This window comes from Negadavirga shengliensis, assembly GCF_042652345.1.
Taxonomy (GTDB): domain Bacteria; phylum Bacteroidota; class Bacteroidia; order Cytophagales; family Cyclobacteriaceae; genus Negadavirga; species Negadavirga shengliensis.
Map to the genome: position 1 here is coordinate 53,349 of NZ_JBHSJJ010000023.1, position 17,542 is coordinate 70,890.

Here is a 17,542-nt window from a genome sequence, read left to right on the forward strand (position 1 = left end):
TGAAAAAACGCCGTCATCGGTAGGCGAGCGGGGTGGTTTGTGGAGTGGGCCGTGGGAATCCACGAAAGGCCCTTTCCAGCCCGGCAATCCCCTAAAAGGATTAGTAGCGACAGACTTTCCCTTCATCGCGAGGAGCAGTACCTGGTCGTCGGGTTTACCGTACCGCTGTCTGCGCCGAAGCGATCCCTTGACGGGGGCGTACCAAAAGAGCCTGCTTTCCCGGTTGACCGCGATAAATTCCGCGCAGTGGCGACAGACGGCTTTTTTGAACGTTCATACGCTAAACTCACGTTTGAATTTACATCCAATTTAATTGCCTTGTCCATACGATATTATAGAGATACCAATCCCTTTACCCGATGAAAAATTACCTCCTTGCTTCCGTTTTTGTGTTCTTTTTAATTGAAGCTTCCCTGGCACAGGAAGACCTGAAAGTGATCCAGCCCCATTGGGTTCATTTTGGGGATGGACCCAACGCGCTTTACAAACATTTATCACAGCAGGCTTTTGACCTGCTGGAAGCAAGAGAAAACCGCATCAAAGAAATTGAATCCAAAGAAGAATGGGGGCAATGGCAAACGGAGATCAAGGAAAAACTTCACAAGGTAGTGGGACCTTTTCCGGAGAAAACCCCTCTGAACGCTCAGATAACAAAAACTGTCCAAAAAGAAGGCTACAAAATCGAACATATTGTATTTGAGTCCCAGCCAGGTTTTTATGTAAGCTCGTCTCTTTTTATACCGGATGGACTCAAAGGGAAAGCTCCCGCCATCATTTATTGCAGCGGCCATCATGTCCATGCTTACAGAAATCCTACTTATCAGCATGTTATCCTTAATTTGGTGGACAAGGGCTTTATCGTTTTTGCATTTGATCCGGTAGGACAGGGGGAACGGCTTGAATATTTTGATCCAAACAGCGGAAATCCCATGGGAGGGCCTACCAACCAACATTCCTACCCCGGAGCCCAGGCTTTTTTGGCAGGCAGCTCCCAGGCCAAATACATGATATGGGATGGCATCAGGGCGGTTGACTACCTGTTTACCCGTCCGGAAGTGGATACAGACAGGATAGGCATCACCGGGAGATCCGGCGGGGGTACCCAATCTGCTTATATAGCGGCCTTCGATGAAAGGATCCTTGCCTCCGCCCCAGAGAATTACATTACCACTTTTAAAAGGCTGTTGTATACCCATGGCCCACAGGATGCTGAACAGAACTTTTTCCAAGGAATCGCTGCCGGTCTTGACCAGCCGGATCTATTATTGGTACGGGCACCCAAGCCCAACATGATGATCACCACCACCAGAGACATTTTCAACATTCAGGGGGCAAGAGAGGCCGCTGAGGAGTTGGAAAAAGCATATAAGACCTTTGAAAGCAAAGAGAATTTCCTTATGGTGGAAGATGATGCCGGGCATGCCTCTACTCCGAAGAACAGGGAGGCGATGTACGCTTTTTTCCAGAAACACCTTGATCTACCGGGAAGCAGTGCTGATGAAATAATGGACTCTCTCCCGGCTTCTGAATTACAGGTGACCTCCACCGGCCAGGTTTTGACGGCTTATGAAGGTGTCCGTGTTTTTGACCTCAATCAGCGGGAACTGGAAAAAAACAGGGTTTCCGCCGCCAAGCCCGCCAATGTCGCAAAGGCTGCCGCGGAAATATCAGGTTACCGTATTCCGGTTTCTCCTGCCGAAACCATGATGGTAGGCAGGATACAGCGTGAGGGCTATGTGGTGGAAAAACACCTGATGAAAGGGGAGGGGGATTATTGGATCCCTTACCTTTTGATGAAGCCTGAAATGGAAACCGCAAAAGCGATCATTTACCTGGACCCCAAAGGAAAAGGAGTGGATGCGGCCGAAGGCGGCGAAATGGAAAGACTGGTGAGAAGCGGGAGCATGGTCCTGGCACCGGACCTGCTGAATACGGGGGAAATGGGAGGAGGCAACTTTACCGGCGATTCCAATTTTGAAGGGAATTCTTATAATTTATGGTTTGGTGGGATTTTGATTGGCAGAAGCATTGCGGGACTGCATGCCGGAGATGTGAACCGCTTAGCCAAGGTGTTGAGGGATGATGAAGGGGCGGGCCGGATTTTCGGTTATGGAAAACAGCGTATGGCTGCCGTGATGCTGCATGCGGCAAGTTTTAATCCCGACATAGAAGGAATAGCTTTGGATGCCCCTGTGTCTTCTTTTCAATCCATAGTAGAAAGTGAAACCTATGATCCTTCGCTGATTGAATATTCCGTGGCCGGTGCCTTGCCGGTGTACGATCTGCCCGATTTGTTGGATTACCTTTCAAGGGATAGAAAACTGCTGATGCTGAAGCCCGAATCAGGTTTTCAGCCCATGAAGGAAAATGATCTTAAGATTCCCGCAACAGTAATTGTGGCTGATTTCGAGGACCGTGAGCAGGCATTGAAGGAATGGCTGCGGTAAACTTTTTACTCCCGTTGCTGTTCAAAAACAAAAACGCCTTTCTTATTGGCCACGATAATATCAATGAGCCCGTCTCCCGTAATGTCCTGCGTGATGACGTGGACGCCGACTCCTGAGTTTCTGTCTATGACATGCTTTTTCCACTGGGGGTTTTTACCGGGTATAAATTCAAACCAGCAAAGGTAAGGCTCGTCAAATTCTCCCGGATCATTTCCCATATGGGCAAAATAGCGCTTCCCGGTAACCAGATCGGGATGGCCGTCTGAATTGATATCAACGAATTCCAAACCATGGGTCTGGGTAAAACTGTCATCGATAAGATGCGTGCTCCAGCTCACGTTTCCATTTTGGTCTTTGCGCTGCTCGTGCCACCAGATGCCCAGTTCATGAGCGGAAGAGGAAATGACGTCCTGAAGACCGCTTCCATTCAAGTCAAAAGCATACATCTGTGCACTGGCCTCACCCAGATCGGCGGGATGAAATTTCCAACCGGGTTGTTTGGGGTCCTCAGGGGCTTCCCACCAGCCTTCTTTGATGATGATATCTTTTCTTCCGTTTTTATTCATATCCCCCACACCCAATCCATGAGAAAACTGGGCTGTACCCGGGCTTTTGGGTTCGCTGATGGGATACATTTCCCATGTTAGATCCTGGGGTGAGCCAGGTGCCTTGAACCAGACCATTTGCCCGGTAGAAGGAATGCTGCCCACGATGTCGGTCCTGCCATCGCCGTCCATATCATAAAACCCTGCTGATTCGTTGCCCAAGGTTTCATGGATGACATGGATTTTCCAGTGCCCGTCCTGGTTCTGCGGATTTTCAAACCACTGAACCTCTTTCCCCGGAAACCCTATCCTTACAAAATCCATCCAGCCGTTCTGGTTGACGTCCATGGCGTAGCTCACAAAAGCGTTGCTATAACCCTTGTCGTATTCGAACCGCTGTGGGGGCTCCAGCTCATGCGGCTTCCAGTGCGGAGCTTCAAACCAGTAGGCCCCTGCTATGACATCTATCAAACCATCGTTGTTGACATCTGCAACCGCTGCGCCTTCCGCGAGAAATTCTTCCGTAAGAACATTTTTTTTGAAGGAGATCTTATCTGCTGCCACGGCTTTGGGCTGTTGGGCTTGCACAGGGGTAAAAGCCAGGCAACCTGCTATCATGAACAAGCCGGCAGTTTTGGAGGGTAGGGTTGGTGTTGCACTTTTTTTGTTACCAAATAGGTTGATCATCGAATTAGGGTTTTATCTTACATTAAGCAAATAGGCCATCAACTCATTGAATTGCTCCTGGCCCAAAGTTGTACTGAAATAATCAGGCATCAGCGTGATTTTGGAGGCGGATTGTTCAGCAATATCCTGTTTGGACACCGTAAATTCCTTTCCAGTTTGGTCTGCCATTACCAGTACCTGGCCTTCTTCCCTGCGATAAAGACCCGAGCGGGTTTGCCCGTTTTTTAAAGTGATGGTGTAGGTGCGAAAGTTTTCTGTAATGTTTCGGTTGGGATCCAGGACCTTGGTAGCCAGGGCCTGAAGACCCCAGTTGCCTATCCCATCCAATTGCGGGCCTATCAGACCCCCTTTGTTGTCTATCTGGTGGCACATGCTGCAATGCTGCTCATAGAGCGTTCTTCCAGAGGAAATGGATGCGCCGTTGCTTTCAAATTGCGCTATCCGCTCAGCGATAAGGGTCTGCCTTTCCTCACTTACGGGCATCAGGTTGGCGGTCAATGCCTCAAATTCCTCAACCTGTTTATCAGTTGCCCTGGAAAGGAAATTTTCTTCAATACTCCGTGCCTTCAGCACCCTGGCAGGGGCATAGCCTTGGCGGATGTATTCGAGTATCCTGTCCTTTCCTTCACTTGTTTTTACAAAAATCCCCGCAATCGTCTCCTGCAGTTCCATAGGGGCAGCTTTCATGCCCTCTCCCAACTTTTCCTTTGCCCCCTTGGAGGGGGAGTTTCCAATCGCCTGGGCTACCTTTTGTCTCAGAGAAGTGGTGTAATCCGCATTTCCCATAATCCCGGCAAGAAAATCCAGTTGCCCCTTCGGATCAATTTCCATCAGGGCATTGGCCGCTAAAGCCCGGTTGTCTTCATCCAGGAAGTTGTAAGACACCAGTTTCCTCAAGGGCTCCTTTACCTCGGCCATTCTGAATTTGGCAGCAGCCTCTGAGGCAAACCGCATTGCCGACTTTTCCTCATCCGTCCAGCCCTTCTCTTTGTGGTCCACCGCGGCCAAAATATCTTTTGTCAATTGCATGTTCCATTCCCTAAGGGAAGAGGGCAGGGCCTCCCCACGCTGTTCTATGCCTTGATTGAGCGCGAGGGCTCTTAAATGCGGTGCACCTTGCCTGCGGTTTTTGGCAAAATGAATGGCTTCGGCCAATTTTCCTGAAGGGATGGTGCGGGCAATGGAAGTAAGGTAAGCCAGGGTCTTCTTTTCAGGTTCCTGGTGTTTTTTCAGGTGTTCCAGCAGAAACTCCCCGGCAACCTCCAAATCCGTATCTGAAAGCACCATGGCGACAAAAGAAGCTTCTTTTTCATTCCATCTTTCCTCGGCTGCCTGACGGGCAATGTTTTCATCTTTGATATGCTCGCTGAAAGCCAGCATAAGGGCATATTTTAGATGGGTATCCTGTTCAGGGGTGTTGTGATACCATTCAACCAGCTTTTTGAAACTTCCCGCATCGGGGTGTTTTACCAAAGTTTCTGCGGCTACTCTTTTTACATGGGGATCTTTATCCTCCAGCCCTTTCAAGGCCCAGGCCCGTTTGTTGGCGTCCAGTTTGGGATAATTTGCCAAAATACGGTAGGCATGAACCCTTACCAACATATCGGGGTGGTTGAGGGCTTTTTCCAACTCTTGATCCGGCAGGGCTTCCAGCCTGTGAAGCGCCCACAGTGCCTGTACCAATTGCCTGGAACCGGTTTTCCGGAGTCTGACGATTTTTTCCAAAGAGGGGATGGCTTCTTTGCCATACCGGTCTACCAGCTCATCTGTGGCGGTCATGCGCATGTGCAGCACCTGGTGGTTTAACCCGTCAATCAATTTGGGCATGCTGGCTTTGGACCAGTCGGTAACTTCCCTTTCATTGCCTTTATAGGTGATTTTCCAGATCCTGCCGCTTACCCTGTCCCTGCCCGGATGATCCAGCGGGACCTCGTAATGGCCGATAATCCGGTTGTAAAAGTCAGCAACGTACATGGCCCCGTCCGGTCCTATCTTGATGTCGACAGGCCTGAACCAGGGATCTTTGCTTACCAGAAAATCTTCCTGCCGGGTAGCCCAAGGTGTGGAGCCGTTAAACTCCATGGTGCTTCTGCTGATGCGGCAAGTGACGACGTCGCCTGAATAGAAACTGTTTCTGTATTCCTCCGGGAATTGGTTGTCCGTATAATAGACGAGTCCGGAGAGGGCGGTGGAGTTTAAGCCATAATCCATCATGGTGGGCGCAAAACCCATGTTGGGTTCTTTTTTGCCCCATTGGGTATAATTGCCCCCGCCGATCAGTTGATAAATGGGCAGGGTATGGCAGTCGGCGGAATAGTGGTATCCCAATTCATCCAGGTCGGACCCAAAGGGGTTGATGCGGCCGTCAGAGGTTTTTTCTATCCTGCTGCCGTCCATTTTGAAGCGGAAGGTGTTTCCCGAAACCATTTTTACCGAGTCGCCGTCGGAACCGGCCACCACAGAGATGTTGCTGAAGCCATGGGAGGCATGCACCCATCCGTCCAGGCCTCTGAATAAGTTGTTGACCATCCCGTGGGTGTCTTTGGTTTCAAACTCGCCCAACAGCACTTCCCTGCGGTCGGCCTTGCCATCACCGTCAGTGTCATAGAACCGGTAAATGTTGGGGATGCTGAAGCCGATGGCGCCTTCTTTTACAGGAAGGATGCCGATGGGGATATTCAGGTCATCTGCAAAAGGGGTGATTTTGTCCGCCTTGCCGTCGCCATTCGTATCTTCCAGGATACTGATCCGGTCGGTGCCCTCTCCGGGACCTGCTTTGATGGGGTATTCCGAAGAGTGGCTTACCCAAAGCCGGCCCCGCTCGTCGAAAGCGATGTTGATGGGTTTGGTGATATCCGGCTCGGACGCGAAAAGCGTTACCTCGAATTCGGGAGGCAGGATAAAATCTGCCATTTCTTCTTCAGGGGTCTGAAAATCCGTGCTGCGGACATGTTCCGCATAAATGGGGTCGGGTTCTTCTTCCACGTAAGTGGAGGGCCTGCTTTCAGGCAGATTTACCTCGGAAGTCACTTGTTTGGGTTGCTGGCATGAATAGGAGAAGGCAATTAGCAGGCCTATTGTTATTTTGGGGATCAAATCAATCTTCATGGGAATGTATGAAGGTGTTATACATCCGCTAAACATAAGATTTATTCCCCAAACAAGCAATCCCCACGGCAGGGCTTTTGATAAATGGCGAAAATGTGGCAGGGTTGATGCCATGCTTTTAGCGGCTAACGTGAAACATGGCCAAATGTGCGTTGATTCGATCCGCCCGTGGCGGAGAAGCAATCCCTTAGTATACGCTCCCGTCCAGAGATCGCTTCGTCGCGGGCAAGATTTCCGTCAATTATACCGACAGGTTTCCGCTCCTGGCGTATGACGAAAAAATTTAGCATTAAGAGGAGGTTTTACCGACTAAACCGGGAAAGCAGTCTCATTTTTGGACGTGATCGAGAAGGCATTGCCTGCTTGGCTCTGTCTGATTCGTTGTTACTTTTCTCAAGCAACCGCAAAATACCTTGCAGACAATGAAATAGTCGGGGCTTTTCCCAAGCACGAAGTGCTTGAACCTCAATAACCCCCAGTGCAACTGGGGGATCATCAGGCCAAAATTACCATCCCACAACTCCGGAGGAGTTGAACCTTACCCATCGCCATTGCCGGGGATAAAAGCCCAAATGTCGATGTTTTAGCATTTTGTCAGCCACTTCCCCACACCGCAAGGCCTATTTAGTTAGGGCCATTGCAAATGGCCTATTGACGTTTGTATTATATATTATAGATTTACCGATAGAAGGGTGTAGTGGCATACTACACCCAGGAGAGGGGCATCGGAAAATCGCGGGAATGCGGAGGGGAGAGGGGGGTGAGTCTACCCTCCGGCGGCTTCGTGATCGTTGGTTCAACCCCTTCAGGGTTGGGGATTTTGAGGATTGTTTGCCCCCGGGTTGCTGAATGTATTACCCCTTCGGGGTAGGGTACTGAAAGGTTTAGTGGGTGTACGGTTATGGGGACTTGCGGTGGCGGAGTCGCGGGTGATCTTGCGGCGACTACTGGATGTAGCCCCTGGCTGCCTGAAGGCAATAAGGAAGATTAAAATCCCCATTTGATGACTTGTGAATAAAATACCCCAAGGTACACAAACCCAACATTGAATGGGTGGGCTTATATACCTTTGGTTTACAGGTATACAAGTTATGGGCAATGGCTGGAACCTTATCCAAAAATTGATTATTTTTGACATATGGACCATTTGGATTTTTACCGTGATATCATTTTAAAGCTCAAGCCTGAACTGGAAAAGCGGTATTTGGTAAATTCTATTGGCTTATTTGGCTCTGTTGTAAGACCGGATTTTTCTGAAAATACCAGCGACATAGACATACTTGTGGATTTTAAAGAACCAGTGGGGATAGAATTTATCGAATTAGGGGATTACCTGGAAAAAATTCTGAACAAGAAAGTGGACCTCGTTTCCAAAAAAGGTATAAAACCAAAATATTTGCGAGCCATTGAATCGGAGATTATCTATGTCTAGGCGTGACCCGGGTTTATTAATAGAAGACATAATCGAAAGTGGCGAAAAAATTCTGGCCTATACAGGGACAATGAGTTTTGAAGCATTCTTATCTGATCCAAAAATGTTGATGCTGCCATTGCAAATGGCCTGTTGAAGTTCGCGTTTTTAATCATAGATCACCGATAGAAGGGTGTAGTGGTATACTACACCAAGGAGAGAGGAGCATTCGGATCGGGGCCTTGGATTCAACGGGCGGCACCAAATAACTATATAAATCAGTATCTTTAAGAAGTTAAGAATAAGCTTGAAGTGAACGGCCCAGAATGCCCGTCGTCTCCAGGCTGAATCCCGTTGTGTGCAGTTAGACCCATTCCTAATTTAACCGGTTATGAAAAGTAAACATATTATTTTTCTTGAAGTGATTATTGGCATAATTGCAATAGCGCTTTCTATTATTTGGATCAATAAAGACCGGGCTGAACCAGAGCCTTATATAACGTTGTTAGTTTCCATACTGCCTTTAGTGGACGCCATAAGACGCATAAGGAAACCTGATGTTTTCACAGACGAGCAACACTTTGTTTTATCGTATATTTCAACAGACCCTCAGGCTGCGACAAGGGGAAGTTGGTTGTATCCGTTACACCAACAACTTACTTACCGTGGATACAAAAAGAGTGAAGTGACAACCATATTATCCGAGCTGGAAGAAAAAAAAATAATTCAATATGTTAAAGTTTCATCCTATAATGACTTGCTGAGGAAAAAAACTAAAGCTCCGGCATATAAAATTACACCCAAGGGTATAGACTATATAAGCAGAAACAAGCAGTTGCTCCCCAAGATTCAAGACACTTATTATTACACGATCAGACTTTATGGCGAAGAACAAGACAATCAACTCTTTTTAGAAGCATTGAGGGAGCTGGATTTTGTACAACAGCAAACTCGTTTTATAACTGACAACGATGAAGGTTTCTGTACAATAGCTGTTTTTTCTTATATGCCCATAAGTGAGATGGTAGTGCGCCAGCTTGAAAAAATACATAAGGTGAGAATACTTACCTTTAAAGAAGACAATTGAACTGCATACAACCGGTAGTTTTGCGTCAGCAGGACGACAAATAAATCTTCATCCAAGTGCTACACTCGGCTATATATCCCGCTGACCGGACCGTAAGGCAACAAACTATCCTACCCAGGAATAAGCAACCAGGAATTAAAACCAGACTGATCCCCACAGTCTGACCGTTCAAATTCTGACTCTGTAAATCAGTTTAATAAGGCAAGGATACTTATTTCAATATTTCCTAAAAACGATAAATATTTATTGTATATCAATAAATATTTATTACATTTGGGAAATAGTTTAAAATTCTAAAAATCATTATGAAAAGAACTCCAACCCTATTTCTTCAGGCGGTCATTGTGCTTATCGGCATGGTGGCGCTTGCCATTTTGATCCGGTTTCCCTTGACCGAGGGAAGGGCCGCAAACTTGGATTTGTTCAGCATTTACGCTGCCCCGTTCATCTTGTATGGATACGCGGCATCCATCGCTTTTTTTGTTGCACTGTATAAGGCGTTCAGACTACTTGGATACATCGGGCAAAATAAAGTATTCTCATCGGACGCTGTGGGGACTTTAAGGAGCATAAAGTATTGTGCAATCGTATTAAGTATTTTAATTGTGGCCGCAGGACTGTACATAAGGATATCCCATGACAAAGAGGACGATCCTGCGGGTTTTCTTGCCATTTGCATCGTGACCACTTTTGTTGCTATCGTCATTGCAACTGCTGCGGCAGTCTTTGAAAAAATCCTGCAGAATGCCATAGATATGAAATCTGAAAATGACTTAACCATTTAAGCTATGGCAATCATTGTAAACTTAGACGTGATGATGGCAAAGCGAAAAATTTCTCTGAATGAGCTTTCTGAAAGAGTTGATTTGACCTTGTCTAACCTTTCCATCTTAAAGACAGGCAAGGCGAAAGCAATCCGTTTCAGCACCTTAGAGGCAATTTGTAAGGCATTAGACTGCCAACCAGGGGATATTTTGGAATATGTAAATGACAAAAAGGGAACAGCGATCCCTTGACATGGGCGGGCGGTTCAGCGGTTAAATCAAGCTTTCCGGCTATGGCGGGGCAGGTTGTGAATAGGTCAAGTTTGTGCTGGGTGGAACTCATGGACCTTGGTTTGATCCATCAACATAGCAGGCAGTGGGAAAGGGCCGGCCTGGCTTCCGGGTACTTTGAAAATTTATAATTTTTTTCACGCCGGGTTGGTTGGGATTTTTTTGGGGAAATGGTTCGATTGGACATATAAAAAAAGTTGAAACTAAAGGATTTTTGAATAGGGTTGTTTGATACGTTGGTTTGTTTTTTATAAATATTCAGGTATTTAATAATGAATTTCTGTTATTTATGCATAAAAAATACCGTGATTAGGGTATTTTTTAATTGGTTAGGATTTTTTAGTTTTAATACGCAGGTTGATAAATCGAAACGGTAGGGGGTAGGCATTCTGGGCTGGGGTCTCATTGCAGCATGTGATCGGGGAGATCAGGCAAATAGGGGTCCGATGAGGACATGGGCCTGGAATATAAAAGGAGGCAAAAACGCACCAAGCCAACAGCATGTTGCAATAGAGCGGGGAAAAACCGCGCCAATAAACGTTATGTGCAATTTTTATGAACAGAAAGAGTCTACTAAATCAACTTGAATTAGCATACGTACCATTGACAGCGTATGAATTCGCAATAGTCAAGGACGATAAATTGATTGATAGGGCACTTGAGAAAGCAAGCCTTTATCTAATAGGACAAAGACCAGTTATTACTTTTGAAAATGTAATTCTTGATACGACTGTATATCAATTGAATTTTGAAATCCATCAAAAAGGTAATCCGAATATATTAAAATGCCAACTGCCGTTTGACCAAGAAATATTTGGGTTAATGGATGACAATCTTGTTGACGTAGCATTTAATTTTCTTGACAAGTCTATTAAACAAGATAAGCCACCATTTCAAAATATTCATGGTTTTTCTTTAGTCAGACATATGAAAGAAGGAAAAGAGTTTATTATTTGGTTTTCCCCAGAAAAACTTCTCCAAAATTGGCGGAAAGGAATTATTGACTGCGAAATTGACGGAGACTGGAAATCATTTGGTAATTACAAGGTGCATTATGTTGGTAAAGCAACAAAGCAAAGTATTTTAAAACGACTGACTGGACATTCTACATTTCAAGACATTCTATCTTTGGAAGCTCCTGTAACTGAAAAACAATTACCAGCTAATGAAATAGTAATTCTTTCTTTTGAGTTTCAAGACAACTTGCAAATTCAATCATTTGGAGATGGCGCTGATACAAAAGAGATGGTCGCCTCATTACTTGGAGAAAATTACCCTGAACAGGAAAAAGTATTTCTTGATGCTGAAAAAGCTTTAATTAAATCCATGCAGCCATCTTACAACAAAGAGTTATTCAATAATTATCCAGTTAGTAAGGATGGACTCTATCATGATAATTATGATGCTATTTCATACACATTCATTGACCCAATAGTTTTGACTTATGAAGAAGGCGAAATACGAGGCGGACTAACCCATATTGGTGGAGATGCCATTTTAATTCTTGATAACAAAGAATTTAAACTTGCAAAACATGAATAAAACTGCACATAACAGCACATTTGCAATAGGCGGGGTTTCATCCTCCGCAGACAGTTTTGTGGTTACAGGAAGTTCAGTTCTCCGCATCAACATTTGTGGTAAAAATCCCGCCCATCGCAAATCTTCCAACCGACGTGTGTGATTTGAATCAGCCCCTAGGGGCTGAATGCTTTGAAATGGATGGAGGATTATTGGGCAACCGGTAGAGAGGCCCTCCGATGGTCCCGGTTGACCGGGAGAGCAGCCATCAAACCACCGTTCGGCTGAGCTCACGCCGAAGCCTTGCGCTGCATACCTGGGAAACCGGAATGTGGTGAACGGTTAAGGAAAAACGGGGACAATGATCCCTGTAGGTATGTACTTTGAAGCTGAACCCCGAAAGCTTTCGGGGTGAACCAACGATGAAGTCTCGAGAAGGCAAATCATGATTTGAAAAACAGGTAATTACGGGAGTATCTGTGATAAGTGTGGCGGACGTCCGGAAGATACAGGCCACACCGCATCCGGGGTAAAGTTGGCAGAGCCTGTCCCGTTTACGGGAAACGCAGTACAGGCCATTTCAATGCCTGCCTCGTCCCGAAAGCCTTCGGGATCGGGGGAACAAGTGAACTCTACATCCCTCTGTAAAATCGAAAGAGGAATCAGACTTTCAGGGAATGGGGAGGAGATGTAGGGGGAAGACTCATTCGTAGTAGTGATGAAGCTCCTGTAATGGGAGAAGCTATGGAACCGACTGGCCTCAGGGAGCTATTTCCCTGAGCCTGTCAAGCAAGTAGAGATACCCAAGAAGGATGGAGGTGTCCGCAAATTAGGCGTACCCACCCTTCTTGAACGCATCGCCCGGCAAGTAGTACGTGAGCATCTGGAGAGACAACTTGAGCCCCTGTTCCATGAGAGTTCCTTTGGCTATCGACCCAAGCGCAATTCATGCTCGGGCAAATGCGTCAAAGGATGAAATCCTTCCATCTGGAATTGCACCCTGTAAAGACCAAAATTGTCAACCTTCATGACTGGTCGGAGACTAAGTATCCCCGAAAGTATGATTTTCTCGGATGTAAAAAGACGCGTAATTCCAGCGTTAAGTCAACTTACAAAAAATTTGCATATGGCTAGTTTTTTATTTACTTTGCCGTCTAACTAAATAATGCTATGCTTTCAAAGTTATTAGTTCACGTTACCAAAAAGCACAAAGACAAGATGACAACCTGTTTGAGAAAAATGGATATCTATGTGGGTCAGGATATTTTTCTACTTACTTTACAAGCTCACGGTTCGCTTACTCAAAAAGAACTTAAAGACAAGCTAATGGTTGAATTTGCCACAATCAATAAGATCGTAAACCGCTCGGAGAAACGTGGATTGGTAACTAAAACTAAAGACCCGGGCGACTTGCGGTCATCCATCGTCAAACTCACAAAGTCAGGAGAGGAAGTTACCGTAAAGATAAAGGAGTGTTGGAAAAAACTGGAAGATGATTTTTTTGCCGCACTGAACGATAAAGAAAAGGCACAACTACAAAAATTGTTGTCAAAACTGGATAAATAAATATTTTCAAAAAAACTTAGACGTCTAACTTAAAATAAATTGCAAATGAAAAAAGTACTGATTGCAGGAGCAAGTGGAACAGCGGGCAGAACGATCACCAAAATGCTTGTAGGGAGTGGAAGGTATATCGTATATGGTTTAACTCATAAACAGGAAAACCAATCACGGTTGCAGGATTTGGGTTGCATTCCTGTTCTGGCCAATTTGACTGACATGGAACAAGGCCTGGAAGCCATTAAAGAAATTCAGCCGGAAATCGTCATTTCCTCGGTAATGGGTTCGGGAGAGCGACCAGGCGAACAGGAACTTCAAATGGGTAAAAACCTAATTGAGATTTCAAAAGAAACCAGGATAGCTACTTACGTATACATTTCCGTTTTTCAGTGTGAAATAAAAACGGGAATTCCGCACTTTGAAGTGAAAGCAAAGATTGAGCAACTATTAAAATCATCAGGCTTAAACCACATCGTTATACGTCCGGCCACTTTTATGGATAGTTTGTTTATGCCCTGGTTTTTACAAACCGTAAAGGAACAAAGTACATTGGTAAGCCCAATGGAACTCAACACCAAAATCTCATATCTCCATACGCTGGACATTGCAGAGTTGGTTTTATATGTGTTGCAGCAAAATCTGCCCAACGAAACCTACACTATAGGCGGACGGGCACTTTCCATAAGAGACCTACAACAAACCCTGGCTGAAAAAACACAAACGGAAATCCGTTATCAAAAACTTCCCCCGGAACAGGTAAGACAAATGGCCGGAAAAGACATTGCCCTGATGGTGGATTATTTCAATAACCACGGATTTGAGGTACCTGAAAATACTTTGCCAAAAGACTACAAGCCTCAGCTCAGGGAATTTGAAGAAGAAATCGATCAATATTTATAATCAGAACCATTATGGATTTAGGACTAAAAAATAAAACCGTACTTATTACCGGGGGAAGTTCGGGCATCGGTAAGGAGACAGCCTTGACTTATGCAAAAGAAAACGGGGTGAAAATAGCCGTAACTTATTTCAGGGGAAAACAAGCAGCTCTTGAGCTTATCGAACGTATAGAGAAGTCAGGAAATAAGGCCATGGCCGTTCCTATGTCATTAGCTGATTTTTCAAGTATTGAGAAAGCCTTTAGTGAAATCATTGACCGCTTCGGAAGCATCGATGTATTGATCAATAATGCCGTGTATTGGGGAGATGGCTCAGCTATGGGCAAATCCTTTGAAGAGATGCCCATTCAACAATGGCGTGACATTATCAGTATAAACCTTTTCGGTACAGTCAGGCTCACCCAATTGGTGCTGGCAAGTATGCGGAAACAACAATTTGGACGCATTGTCAATGTTTCAAGTGACATTGCCCTGGACAGTATGGTTGGCTCAGGACCTTATGGTTCGCTTAAAGCCGCGCTTTTTGGTTTGACGTCCAACCTGGTTGTTGAAGCTTCCATGGATAACATTTTGACGAATGTGGTTTTACCCAGCCTCACCATGACTCCCAAAGCAGAACATCGGTTTCCAGATGAATTTAAAACGCTTGCTAAGGCTGCATTTCCGACCGGAAGAGTTACCATGCCTCAAGATGTTGCCTCACTGATCACCTATCTCGGCTCTGCTGCAAACAGCCACGTAAACGGGGAAATAATTAAAGCAACAGGAAAAGGATCGCAACCATTATTGAATTATATATTTAAAAACACAAACAAATAGATTATGAGAAAATTTGGACACCTTACCATTCTCGTAAATGATTATGATGAAGCACTGGAGTTTTACACCGCTAAACTCGGTTTCATCAAGAAAAGCGACAATCAATTCGGTAAAGGAAACCGGTGGTTGACCGTAGCTCCTCCTGACCAAACTGATCTTGAAATAATTTTTGTAAAAGCAGACACAACCGAAAAACAGGCTATTGTTGGCAAGCAAGCCTCGGATCACGTTTTCCTGACCCTGCAAACAGACGACTGTCAGAGGGATTTTAAAATGATGAAAGAAAAAGGAGTTCGCTTCCTGGGAGAACCTGCCGAGCAATTTTACGGGACCGAAGTGGTTTTTGAAGACCTGTATGGCAACCGGTTTGACTTGATCCAGGTAGCTGAAGGGCCCCATGATGAGTAAACAGGGTGGCCTGATTGATTTTTTTGACAAAATTGTTAAATATAAAATATCAGATCATGCCAATTGCTACATTTATTTTAACAAGATATATTGATTTATCACTTGGATAGTGTAAAATTATTTGGCAACAACTAAGCTTTCATTGCGTGCGTAGCACGGACAAAGAAAGCGCTGTTGCCCCGCAATCCTGCGGGGGAACCGGTGAAGTGCTGATGGGGTTTGATCTTGGATTTTTTGGACATCGGATGGTCCTTACCGGGTAAAAACCGGGGGCCGGATTAAACGGTCTATAAAAAATCTGTTTAATCTAAGCGGTAGGCAAAGCGGAGCGCCTCGACCGTAAACTTGAAATATTTTTGACAATTGTTTACTATATTGGGTCAGACCAATATAGTTACTGCCTCAAAAAAATAAAAGTTACCTCTTCAATCAGGAGGGAGATACACAAACTGCACCAGACAATGAGAAATTTAATTCTGACTATTGTTATTTTGGCCCAATGGATATCCCCGAGCGTTGCCCAGGAAAGCGAACCTATCCCCGTACTTATTGTAGATGGTTTCAGTAATCATGACTGGGAACAGACCACGGCTGTTACCAAATGGATCCTTGAAAGCAGCGGGAAATTTGTGGTGGATGTATCTACGGTTCCGTCCGAAAGTGCAGAGCGGGAGAAATGGTCGCTCGATGCAGAACCGTATGCCGTAATCATCCAGAACACCAATAATATTGACAATCCCGGTCTAAAATGGCCTGAGCATGCAGAAAAAACCCTGGAAGCGTATGTGAAAAACGGAGGCGGCCTCTATATTCTCCATTCGGCCAACAATGCGTTTCAACACTGGGAAGAGTACGATAAAATGATCGGGCTTGGCTGGCGATCCAAATCAACCGGTTATGCCCTTGAAATCAGCGAAGATCAGGAAATCATGCGCATTCCGCCGGGCGGGGGGAGCGGCACAGGCCATGGAGACCGCTTTGATGCTGTGATCCGGATACTGAATCCCCACCCGATTAACCTGGATTATCCTGAAAAGTGGAAAACGGCCAATACGGAAGTGTACAGCTATCCCCGCGGTCCCGCAGAAAACCTGGAGATACTCTCTTTCGCATACGACTTAACGGATACACAACGCCTGTGGCCTGTGGAGTGGGTGATATCCTATGGCGAAGGACGGGTCTATAACTCAAGTCTGGGGCATTTGTGGAGGGGAGAAACCTATCCTGAAGCCTACCGGTGCGTAGGATTTCAAACGACCCTGATCCGTGCTGTGGAGTGGGCTGCAACCGGTGCCGTAACCTATCCGGTTCCAGATGATTTCCCAACGGAAAACACCAGAAGTCTTAAAAATTTCTCTGATTTCCCGGACCATTTACGGTAAGCTGAATACCTTGCCTACCGGCAGGCAGGCTTTGAAGAAAAAAGAAGGAATAATGGAAAATAACAAATCAATAACAGCCTTTGAACAACACATGGGCAAAAGGTATGGAGAACCAGGCACTGATAAATGAATGGCTTTCGAGGCCGAGGCGAAGGCTTTTGCAACCGGTGAACTTATAAAAGAAGAACGTAGACTTGCAGGGATGACTCAAGAAGAACTTGCAGAGAAAACAGGAACAAAAAAAAGCTTTATCTCCAGAATAGAAAATGGGAAAACTGATATTCAACTTTCAACCCTTTATAGGATTTTGGAAATGGGGTTTTGGAAAGAGAATATCATTGACGATAGAATAAAAGCGCCGCACAACGTCACCTTGGATCCAGCGGGCGGTTCCGAGTAACTATGAAAACCAGTATCTTTAAGAAATTAGGAGTAAGCTTGAAGAGAACGGCTCAGAATGCCCGCCGTCTCCAAGCTGAATCACGGCAGACTGTCTAAAAACCCTGTTCTGTAGGAGATTAAATTTCACACTTTTTCTATGGGATATATAGGGTAATTTTTGTAAATTCTACCATGAAATTCATACAAGGCACCGACCGCACACAGCTTGCCC

General features: G+C 45.4%; 14 protein-coding genes. 12 read left to right on the plus strand and 2 right to left on the minus strand.

Translation table 11 applies throughout. The features are described 5' to 3' along the window. Positions 1-359: 359 nt before the first annotated feature. Entirely contained in the window at positions 360-2,447 is a 2,088-nt protein-coding gene (locus tag ACFPFU_RS24350; protein WP_377069119.1) for an alpha/beta hydrolase, read from the plus strand. 5 nt (positions 2,448-2,452) lie between these two features. On the opposite strand, the gene ACFPFU_RS24355 is transcribed toward ACFPFU_RS24350, so the two are convergent. Beyond that, complete coding sequence (locus tag ACFPFU_RS24355) at positions 2,453-3,679, minus strand: FG-GAP repeat domain-containing protein (RefSeq protein WP_377069121.1); 1,227 nt, start codon at positions 3,677-3,679, stop codon at positions 2,453-2,455. Between the two features lie 12 nt (positions 3,680-3,691). Next, positions 3,692-6,787 carry a PVC-type heme-binding CxxCH protein gene (locus ACFPFU_RS24360; RefSeq protein WP_377069123.1) on the minus strand — a complete coding sequence of 1,032 codons (3,096 nt, stop codon included), beginning with the start codon at positions 6,785-6,787 and terminating at the stop codon, positions 3,692-3,694. 1,138 nt (positions 6,788-7,925) lie between these two features. On the opposite strand from ACFPFU_RS24360, the gene ACFPFU_RS24365 reads away from it, so the two are divergent. The 11 genes from ACFPFU_RS24365 to ACFPFU_RS24415 all read left to right on the plus strand — a co-directional run bounded on the left by ACFPFU_RS24365 (position 7,926) and on the right by ACFPFU_RS24415 (position 17,329). Next, entirely contained in the window at positions 7,926-8,219 is a 294-nt protein-coding gene (locus tag ACFPFU_RS24365; RefSeq protein WP_377069125.1) for a nucleotidyltransferase family protein, read from the plus strand. A gap of 370 nt (positions 8,220-8,589) precedes the next feature. Then, positions 8,590-9,285, plus strand: a complete 696-nt coding sequence (locus ACFPFU_RS24370; protein WP_377069127.1) for a hypothetical protein — start codon at positions 8,590-8,592, stop codon at positions 9,283-9,285. A gap of 305 nt (positions 9,286-9,590) precedes the next feature. After that, complete coding sequence (locus tag ACFPFU_RS24375) at positions 9,591-10,070, plus strand: DUF2975 domain-containing protein (RefSeq protein ID WP_377069129.1); 480 nt, start codon at positions 9,591-9,593, stop codon at positions 10,068-10,070. 3 nt (positions 10,071-10,073) lie between these two features. Beyond that, entirely contained in the window at positions 10,074-10,301 is a 228-nt protein-coding gene (locus tag ACFPFU_RS24380) for a helix-turn-helix domain-containing protein (protein WP_377069131.1), read from the plus strand. A 594-nt stretch (positions 10,302-10,895) separates the two neighbouring features. Continuing rightward, positions 10,896-11,882 (plus strand): hypothetical protein, encoded by a 987-nt coding sequence (locus ACFPFU_RS24385; RefSeq protein WP_377069133.1) that lies wholly within the window; start codon positions 10,896-10,898, stop codon positions 11,880-11,882. 1,197 nt (positions 11,883-13,079) lie between these two features. Next, a complete protein-coding gene (locus tag ACFPFU_RS24390; protein ID WP_377069135.1) occupies positions 13,080-13,427 on the plus strand; it encodes a MarR family winged helix-turn-helix transcriptional regulator in 348 nt (115 codons plus the stop codon). 45 nt (positions 13,428-13,472) lie between these two features. Next, positions 13,473-14,321, plus strand: a complete 849-nt coding sequence (locus ACFPFU_RS24395) for an SDR family oxidoreductase (protein ID WP_377069137.1) — start codon at positions 13,473-13,475, stop codon at positions 14,319-14,321. An 11-nt stretch (positions 14,322-14,332) separates the two neighbouring features. Next, on the plus strand, positions 14,333-15,139 hold the full coding sequence (locus tag ACFPFU_RS24400; protein ID WP_377069138.1) for an SDR family NAD(P)-dependent oxidoreductase: 807 nt from the start codon (positions 14,333-14,335) through the stop codon (positions 15,137-15,139). 3 nt (positions 15,140-15,142) lie between these two features. Then, entirely contained in the window at positions 15,143-15,547 is a 405-nt protein-coding gene (locus ACFPFU_RS24405) for a VOC family protein (RefSeq protein WP_377069140.1), read from the plus strand. A gap of 461 nt (positions 15,548-16,008) precedes the next feature. Beyond that, a complete protein-coding gene (locus tag ACFPFU_RS24410; protein ID WP_377069142.1) occupies positions 16,009-16,929 on the plus strand; it encodes a ThuA domain-containing protein in 921 nt (306 codons plus the stop codon). 130 nt (positions 16,930-17,059) lie between these two features. Beyond that, positions 17,060-17,329 carry a helix-turn-helix domain-containing protein gene (locus ACFPFU_RS24415; RefSeq protein ID WP_377069144.1) on the plus strand — a complete coding sequence of 90 codons (270 nt, stop codon included), beginning with the start codon at positions 17,060-17,062 and terminating at the stop codon, positions 17,327-17,329. Positions 17,330-17,542: the final 213 nt, after the last annotated feature.